6 protein-coding genes are annotated in these 6181 nt (G+C 43.1%); 3 read left to right on the top strand and 3 right to left on the bottom strand.

Annotated elements, in window-relative coordinates; genetic code table 11:
• Positions 1-442: 442 nt before the first annotated feature.
• From LPH68_RS19715 to LPH68_RS19705, 3 genes are all read right to left on the bottom strand, one after another.
• The gene (locus LPH68_RS19715) at positions 443-1150 is read right to left on the bottom strand and encodes a DUF5039 family protein (protein ID WP_151923804.1); all 708 of its coding nucleotides are present in this window, start codon (positions 1148-1150) and stop codon (positions 443-445) included.
• Between the two features lie 59 nt (positions 1151-1209).
• Positions 1210-1758 carry an NUDIX hydrolase gene (locus LPH68_RS19710; protein WP_004314010.1) on the bottom strand — a complete coding sequence of 183 codons (549 nt, stop codon included), beginning with the start codon at positions 1756-1758 and terminating at the stop codon, positions 1210-1212.
• Positions 1759-1828: 70 nt separating this feature from the next.
• Positions 1829-2002: a hypothetical protein gene (locus tag LPH68_RS19705; protein WP_008015767.1), complete on the bottom strand. Its 174-nt coding sequence runs from the start codon at positions 2000-2002 to the stop codon at positions 1829-1831.
• 147 nt (positions 2003-2149) lie between these two features.
• Between LPH68_RS19705 and LPH68_RS19700 the strand changes: the two genes are divergently transcribed.
• The 3 genes from LPH68_RS19700 (at position 2150) to hydG (ending at position 6150) form a co-directional block, all read left to right on the top strand.
• On the top strand, positions 2150-3619 hold the full coding sequence (locus LPH68_RS19700) for a 4Fe-4S dicluster domain-containing protein (protein ID WP_004314012.1): 1470 nt from the start codon (positions 2150-2152) through the stop codon (positions 3617-3619).
• Positions 3600-4646, top strand: coding sequence for a [FeFe] hydrogenase H-cluster radical SAM maturase HydE (gene hydE, locus LPH68_RS19695; RefSeq protein ID WP_015531569.1), 1047 nt, complete (start codon positions 3600-3602; stop codon positions 4644-4646). The genes LPH68_RS19700 and hydE overlap by 20 nt, the downstream gene beginning before the upstream one ends.
• Positions 4647-4728: 82 nt before the next feature.
• On the top strand, positions 4729-6150 hold the full coding sequence (hydG, locus tag LPH68_RS19690; protein WP_182019638.1) for a [FeFe] hydrogenase H-cluster radical SAM maturase HydG: 1422 nt from the start codon (positions 4729-4731) through the stop codon (positions 6148-6150).
• The last annotated feature ends 31 nt before the right edge of the window (positions 6151-6181 follow it).

Genomic DNA, 6181 nt, shown 5'->3' with positions numbered 1-6181 from the left:
ATGGCATTGACCATTTTGAAGAATTATCAGGATGAAGACAAGAAGACTTCTGTCAATAGGAAAAGGAAGAAGGCTGGCTGGAGTGACGAGTATCTAACTAATTTGATAAACACCTTTATTAAAGCGTTTTAACTCATGCGTTTTCCCTGGTTCCCCTTACTCCAATCTATAAACGCAAGTTGCAATTATAAAAACAAAACTTGCAATTATAAAAACGAAGCCTTCATTTATATAATCAAAAGTTGCAATTATAGTTTGCTCTACAGCCTTAATAAGTTTCCTTCCTATGCAAAAGAAGTTTGCATAGGAGGGGAAAGAACTTTTCTATACGTACTTGAGGGGAAAGATAAAGAGGTCTGAACTTTTCAGTCCAGACCTCCCAGTATAGAAAGGGATTTCTCCATCCCGTATTACCTTAATCAATTATGTGTGAAACTCTCTTTTATTTATCTTCAGTCTTACCCAACCCATACCTTGCTCTTGTTATATTCTGAACAAGTTCTCTCTGCACACTTTCCAATGCGTTTATTTCTTTCTGCAACAACTCCAAAGCAGAACCTTTCTGCAATAAATAAGACCGTTCAGCATATTTTATATAAGAAGTCGGAACCTCCTGCTTCTTTTCTTTATAATGGGCAATCACATACCGCAAAGCTTCCGCCCGATATTTGCTGATCGCTTTCCGTTCGGCATAATACAAATCTTTATAAGGATTTTCTTCACTTCTCAATTTCTTCCAGAATGCAGAAAAAGCAGTCGATACAGCATCCTTCTCTTCTTTGGTTACTGCTTCTTTCTGCTTCTTTGTCAGATCCTTATATTCCTTATATGTATTTAGAAACTTATCCAATTCATCTTTGCTGGCTTTGTGCGCCAGTCGGTAAGTTTCCAAAGAAGCAGGCCGTTCATATTCGACAACTGTTTGTAGATAAGGCAAGTCGTTCCAGCTTATATATTTATTATTTGCTTCACAATAATCTGCATAAGCCGCCGCAAGCTGCCAACTATATTCTTTTGTCTTTTGATTCAAATCCTCATTGATAGCGGACAAGTTCTTTTCCATCTCTTGCAAATCCTGCGCTGACACTGTTTGCATACTTCCCCATCCGGAGAGAAACAAACAAAGAATACTCCATAATATAGTTTTCATAATTAGATAATTTAAATTTTCTCCAAAGTTATTATTTCTCTACAGAATTCCAAACGATATTACAGATTTGCTATATATTTCCACAATGGAGCAGCATTCAGCGCTTGCATAATTTCGTTCTTATCAAGCAGGCTTCTCACCTCTTCCAATGTAAGCAGATGTACGCTGATATCTTCAGTAGCTTCCAGATGCTGATGGTCTATCAGTTCTACGTCTGTAGCAAGAAAGCAATAAGTCAGATTGGTATGAGTGCTCGGATTAGCGGAAATCACCATATATTCCTGCCAGTTTCCTTTTCCGTAGCCTGTTTCCTCCCACAATTCACGTTGGGCGGACACTAACGGTGAAGCGTCTTCCTTCTCACAGACACCGGCACAAAGTTCATAACAAGTTCGTTCAATTCCCGGACGGTACTGGCGGACAAAAACAAATTTACCATCTTTTGTAATGGCAATCGTATTTACCCAGTCGGGATACTCAAGAATATAATATTCGGGGATATGGTTACCGTTGGGAAGCAACATATCTTCGCAACGCACAGTCAGCCACGGACGGCGAAATAGATATTTACTACTCACCGTTTTCCAGGCTCTATTCTTTTCTTCCATAAGGTCTGTTTTTTCTTCCGGCAAAAATACAAATTTCCCCCGGGTTATCCTACCTTTCGGTTGCTTGTTTTTATTCGTCTGTGTCGATACAAGTGATCTCTATCCCTTGTATCTGCTCCAAGTATTTTTTGGTAGAGCTTACCAAAGAACTTCCCATGTAGAATAAAAACAGCAGACTGATAATAACCATCAATGCGCCAATCATGGCAAAACGACTACGTTGTTCGAAAATACTGCTATTCATAACTCTGCCTCCTCTAAGTTTTTTTGTCCACCACAAAGATAACACGCGAGGGCTACAAAAAAGTTACAAGAATGTTTCAAAAAACTTAAATATTGAAATTCTGTTCGTATCTTTGCACCAACTAACTAACAACCTCTTTATTACAATATGGCATTTACGAATAATATTATGATTGTCCGGCATAAATTGCTGGCAGACCTCGTTAAACTCTGGAAAAACGACGAATTAGTGGAAAAGATAGACCGGCTCCCGATTGAGTTGAGTCCACGCAAATCAAAACCCCTAGGACGGTGTTGCGTACATAAAGAACGCGCAGTGTGGAGGTACAAGACTTTTCCTCTGATGGGACTGGATATGACAGACGAACACGACGAAGTTACCCCGCTTTCTGAATATGCGCGATTGGCATTGAGCCGCCCCGAACCGGACAAGGAAAATATTATGTGCGTCATCGACGAGGCCTGTTCTTCCTGTGTACAGATCAATTATGAAATAACCAACCTTTGTCGCGGATGCGTGGCACGTAGCTGTTACATGAACTGCCCCAAAGATGCGATACGTTTCAAGAAAAACGGTCAGGCAATGATTGACCATGACACATGTGTCAGTTGCGGTATTTGTCACAAGAGTTGTCCTTATCACGCTATTGTATATATTCCCGTGCCTTGTGAAGAGGCTTGCCCGGTAAAAGCTATCAGCAAAGATGAACACGGCATAGAACACATTGATGAAAGCAAGTGTATCTACTGCGGAAAATGCATGAATGCTTGTCCGTTCGGTGCTATCTTCGAAATCTCGCAAACATTCGATGTATTGCAACGCATCCGTAAAGGAGAAAAGATGGTTGCCATCGTTGCTCCGTCTATTCTGGGACAGTTTAAGACTTCTATCGGACAGGTGTACGGTGCTTTCAAAGAAATAGGATTTACAGATGTGATCGAAGTGGCTGAAGGTGCTATGGCAACCACCAGCAATGAAGCACACGAGTTACTGGAGAAATTGGAAGAGGGACAGAAGTTTATGACTACTTCCTGTTGCCCTTCTTATATCGAACTGGTTGAGAAACATATTCCGGATATGAAACCTTACGTTTCTACCACCGGATCACCGATGTACTACGCCGCACGGATTGCCAAAGAGAAGCATCCGGATGCTAAGGTTGTGTTTGTCGGCCCTTGTGTGGCTAAACGCAAAGAAGTACGTCGTGACGAAGCAGTGGATTATATTCTGACGTTTGAAGAAATCGGTTCGATTCTCGACGGGTTGGGTATTGAACTGGAACAGGTACAGGAGTTCTCTGTATTACATACGTCTGTTCGCGAAGCACATGGATTTGCACAGGCAGGTGGTGTGATGGGAGCTGTCAAAGCTTATCTGAAAGAGGAAGCGGATAAAATCAATGCAATACAAGTGTCGGACATCAATAAAAAGAATATCGCTCTGTTGCGTGCCTGCGCCAAGACAGGAAAGGCCGCGGGGCAGTTTATTGAAGTAATGGCATGCGAAGGTGGATGTATCACCGGACCAAGTACGCATAATGATATTGTTTCGGGACGTCGCCAATTGGCACAAGAGCTGCTCAAACGAAAAGAGAGCTATGAAACAATGGATCGATAAACTACGGCAGGAAAGAACACTTAGCCCGGAAGAGCTCCGGCAACTGTTGACCGGATGTGACGCAGAAACCCTGCGTTACATCAATAAACAGGCGCAGGAAGTCGCTCTCCGCCACTTCGGAAATAAGATTTATATCCGTGGACTGATTGAAGTCAGCAATTGCTGCCGGAACAACTGTTATTACTGTGGTATCCGAAAAGGAAATCCAAATATCGAACGTTACCGATTGAACCTGGAAAGTATACTGGATTGTTGCCGGCAAGGATATAAATTAGGTTTCCGCACTTTCGTGCTGCAAGGAGGAGAAGATCCCGCACTGACAGACGATCGGATAGAAATGACTGTTGCCCGTATCAGGCAGAATTATCCGGATTGTGCCATTACACTGTCGCTCGGAGAAAAGTCGCGTGATGCATACGAACGTTTCTTCCGTGCCGGAGCCAACCGTTATCTGTTACGTCACGAAACTCACAATGAGTCGCATTACCGGCAACTGCATCCGGCAGAAATGTCCGGCAAACAGCGCCTGCAATGTTTAGCGGATTTAAAAGACATCGGCTATCAGACAGGAACCGGAATTATGGTCGGCAGCCCAGGGCAAACAGTAGAACATATCATCGAGGATATCTTGTTCATTGAAAAGCTACAGCCGGAAATGATTGGCATCGGCCCTTTCCTACCCCATCATGATACGCCTTTTGCCCAATATCCCAGCGGAACGGTGGAACGGACGATTCTTCTATTATCGATCTTCCGTTTGATGCATCCATCCGCATTGATTCCGGCAACAACGGCTCTCGCCACTCTTATCCCTGATGGCAGAGAGCGGGGTATATTGGCTGGTGCAAATGTGGTTATGCCCAACCTGTCTCCCCGGGAGGAACGGAGAAAATATGAATTATACAATGACAAAGCTTCACTCGGAGCGGAATCCGCCGAAGGACTGGCTACCTTACAAAAGCAGTTGAATACCATCGGCTACGAGATTTCCACTGAAAGAGGCGACTTTAAGCGCACCACAGATTAGACGGATTCACACAGATTTATTTCGAATTAAATTTTAATCTGTGTGAATCCGTCTAATCTGTGGTGAAAAAACAAAGAATATTATGATATACCAAAAAGATTCATCCAAAGCAGAAGAGTTTATCCATCACGAAGAAATTTTGGATACGCTGGAATATGCACAGAACAATAAGGATAATCGTATCCTGATTGAACAACTGATTGAAAAGGCAGCGTTGTGCAAGGGACTGACGCACCGGGAAGCGGCTATTCTGCTGGAGTGTAACCAACCTGACCTGATAGAACGTATCTTTCATCTCGCCAAAGAAATCAAACAGAAGTTTTACGGCAACCGTATCGTCATGTTCGCACCGCTTTATTTATCTAATCATTGCGTAAACGGTTGCGTATATTGTCCGTATCATGCCAAAAACAAAACTATTGCACGCAAGAAACTGACACAGGAAGAAATCCGCCGGGAGGTAATTGCTTTGCAGGATATGGGACATAAGCGACTGGCTCTTGAAGCCGGTGAGCATCCGTCACTGAACCCGATAGAATATATTCTGGAATCTATTCAGACGATTTATAGTATCAAGCATAAAAATGGAGCTATCCGCCGGGTAAACGTAAATATCGCAGCCACTACGGTAGAAAATTATCGCCGATTGAAAGAAGCGGGTATCGGCACGTATATCTTATTCCAAGAGACTTATCACAAAGATAACTACGAAGCTCTCCATCCCACCGGACCTAAAAGCAATTACGCTTATCACACCGAAGCGATGGACCGCGCGATGGAAGGAGGAATCGATGATGTAGGCATTGGCGTCCTTTTCGGTTTGAATACTTATCGGTATGATTTTATCGGATTATTAATGCATGCCGAACATTTGGAAGCCAAATTCGGTGTAGGGCCGCATACAATCAGTGTGCCGCGCATCTGTTCGGCAGATGACATCGATGCGGGAGATTTCCCGAACGCTATTTCGGATGAGATATTCAGCAAGATTGTAGCTGTTATCCGAATTGCCGTTCCTTATACAGGAATGATTATTTCTACACGTGAATCGCAAGAATCACGCAAGAAAGTGCTCGAATTGGGTATTTCACAAATCAGTGGCGGTTCGCGTACCAGTGTAGGCGGATATGCTGAAACGGAATTACCCGATCATAATTCTGCCCAATTTGATGTGAGCGACACCCGGACATTAGACGAAGTGGTCAACTGGTTGCTCGAACTCGGATATATCCCCAGTTTCTGTACAGCCTGTTACCGGGAAGGACGGACGGGAGACCGTTTCATGTCATTAGTGAAATCCGGTCAGATAGCAAACTGTTGCGGACCGAATGCCCTGATGACTCTGAAAGAGTATCTGGAAGATTATGCTTCAGAAGATACGCGACAGAAAGGATTGGAACTGGTTCTAAAAGAAACGGAACGAATCCCCAATCCCAAAATCAGGGAAATAGCTATCCGGAATCTCAAAGCAATAGCTGCAGGACAAAGAGACTTTAGATTTTAAATAATACATTGATGTGCTAACATATCAATCT

It is taken from the genome of Bacteroides sp. 1_1_30 (assembly GCF_020982715.1).
Lineage (GTDB): Bacteria > Bacteroidota > Bacteroidia > Bacteroidales > Bacteroidaceae > Bacteroides > Bacteroides xylanisolvens.
Note: the sequence above shows the minus strand (reverse complement) of the source record. Positions and strands in the feature narration are given on the sequence as shown.

Coding starts and splice junctions, on each gene's coding strand:
- LPH68_RS19705 (WP_008015767.1), bottom strand. CDS start 2,002: ATGAATAGCAGTATTTTCGAACAACGTAGTCGTTTTGCCATGATTGGC.
- hydG (WP_182019638.1), top strand. CDS start 4,729: ATGATATACCAAAAAGATTCATCCAAAGCAGAAGAGTTTATCCATCAC.
- LPH68_RS19710 (WP_004314010.1), bottom strand. CDS start 1,758: ATGGAAGAAAAGAATAGAGCCTGGAAAACGGTGAGTAGTAAATATCTA.
- LPH68_RS19700 (WP_004314012.1), top strand. CDS start 2,150: ATGGCATTTACGAATAATATTATGATTGTCCGGCATAAATTGCTGGCA.
- hydE (WP_015531569.1), top strand. CDS start 3,600: ATGAAACAATGGATCGATAAACTACGGCAGGAAAGAACACTTAGCCCG.
- LPH68_RS19715 (WP_151923804.1), bottom strand. CDS start 1,150: ATGAAAACTATATTATGGAGTATTCTTTGTTTGTTTCTCTCCGGATGG.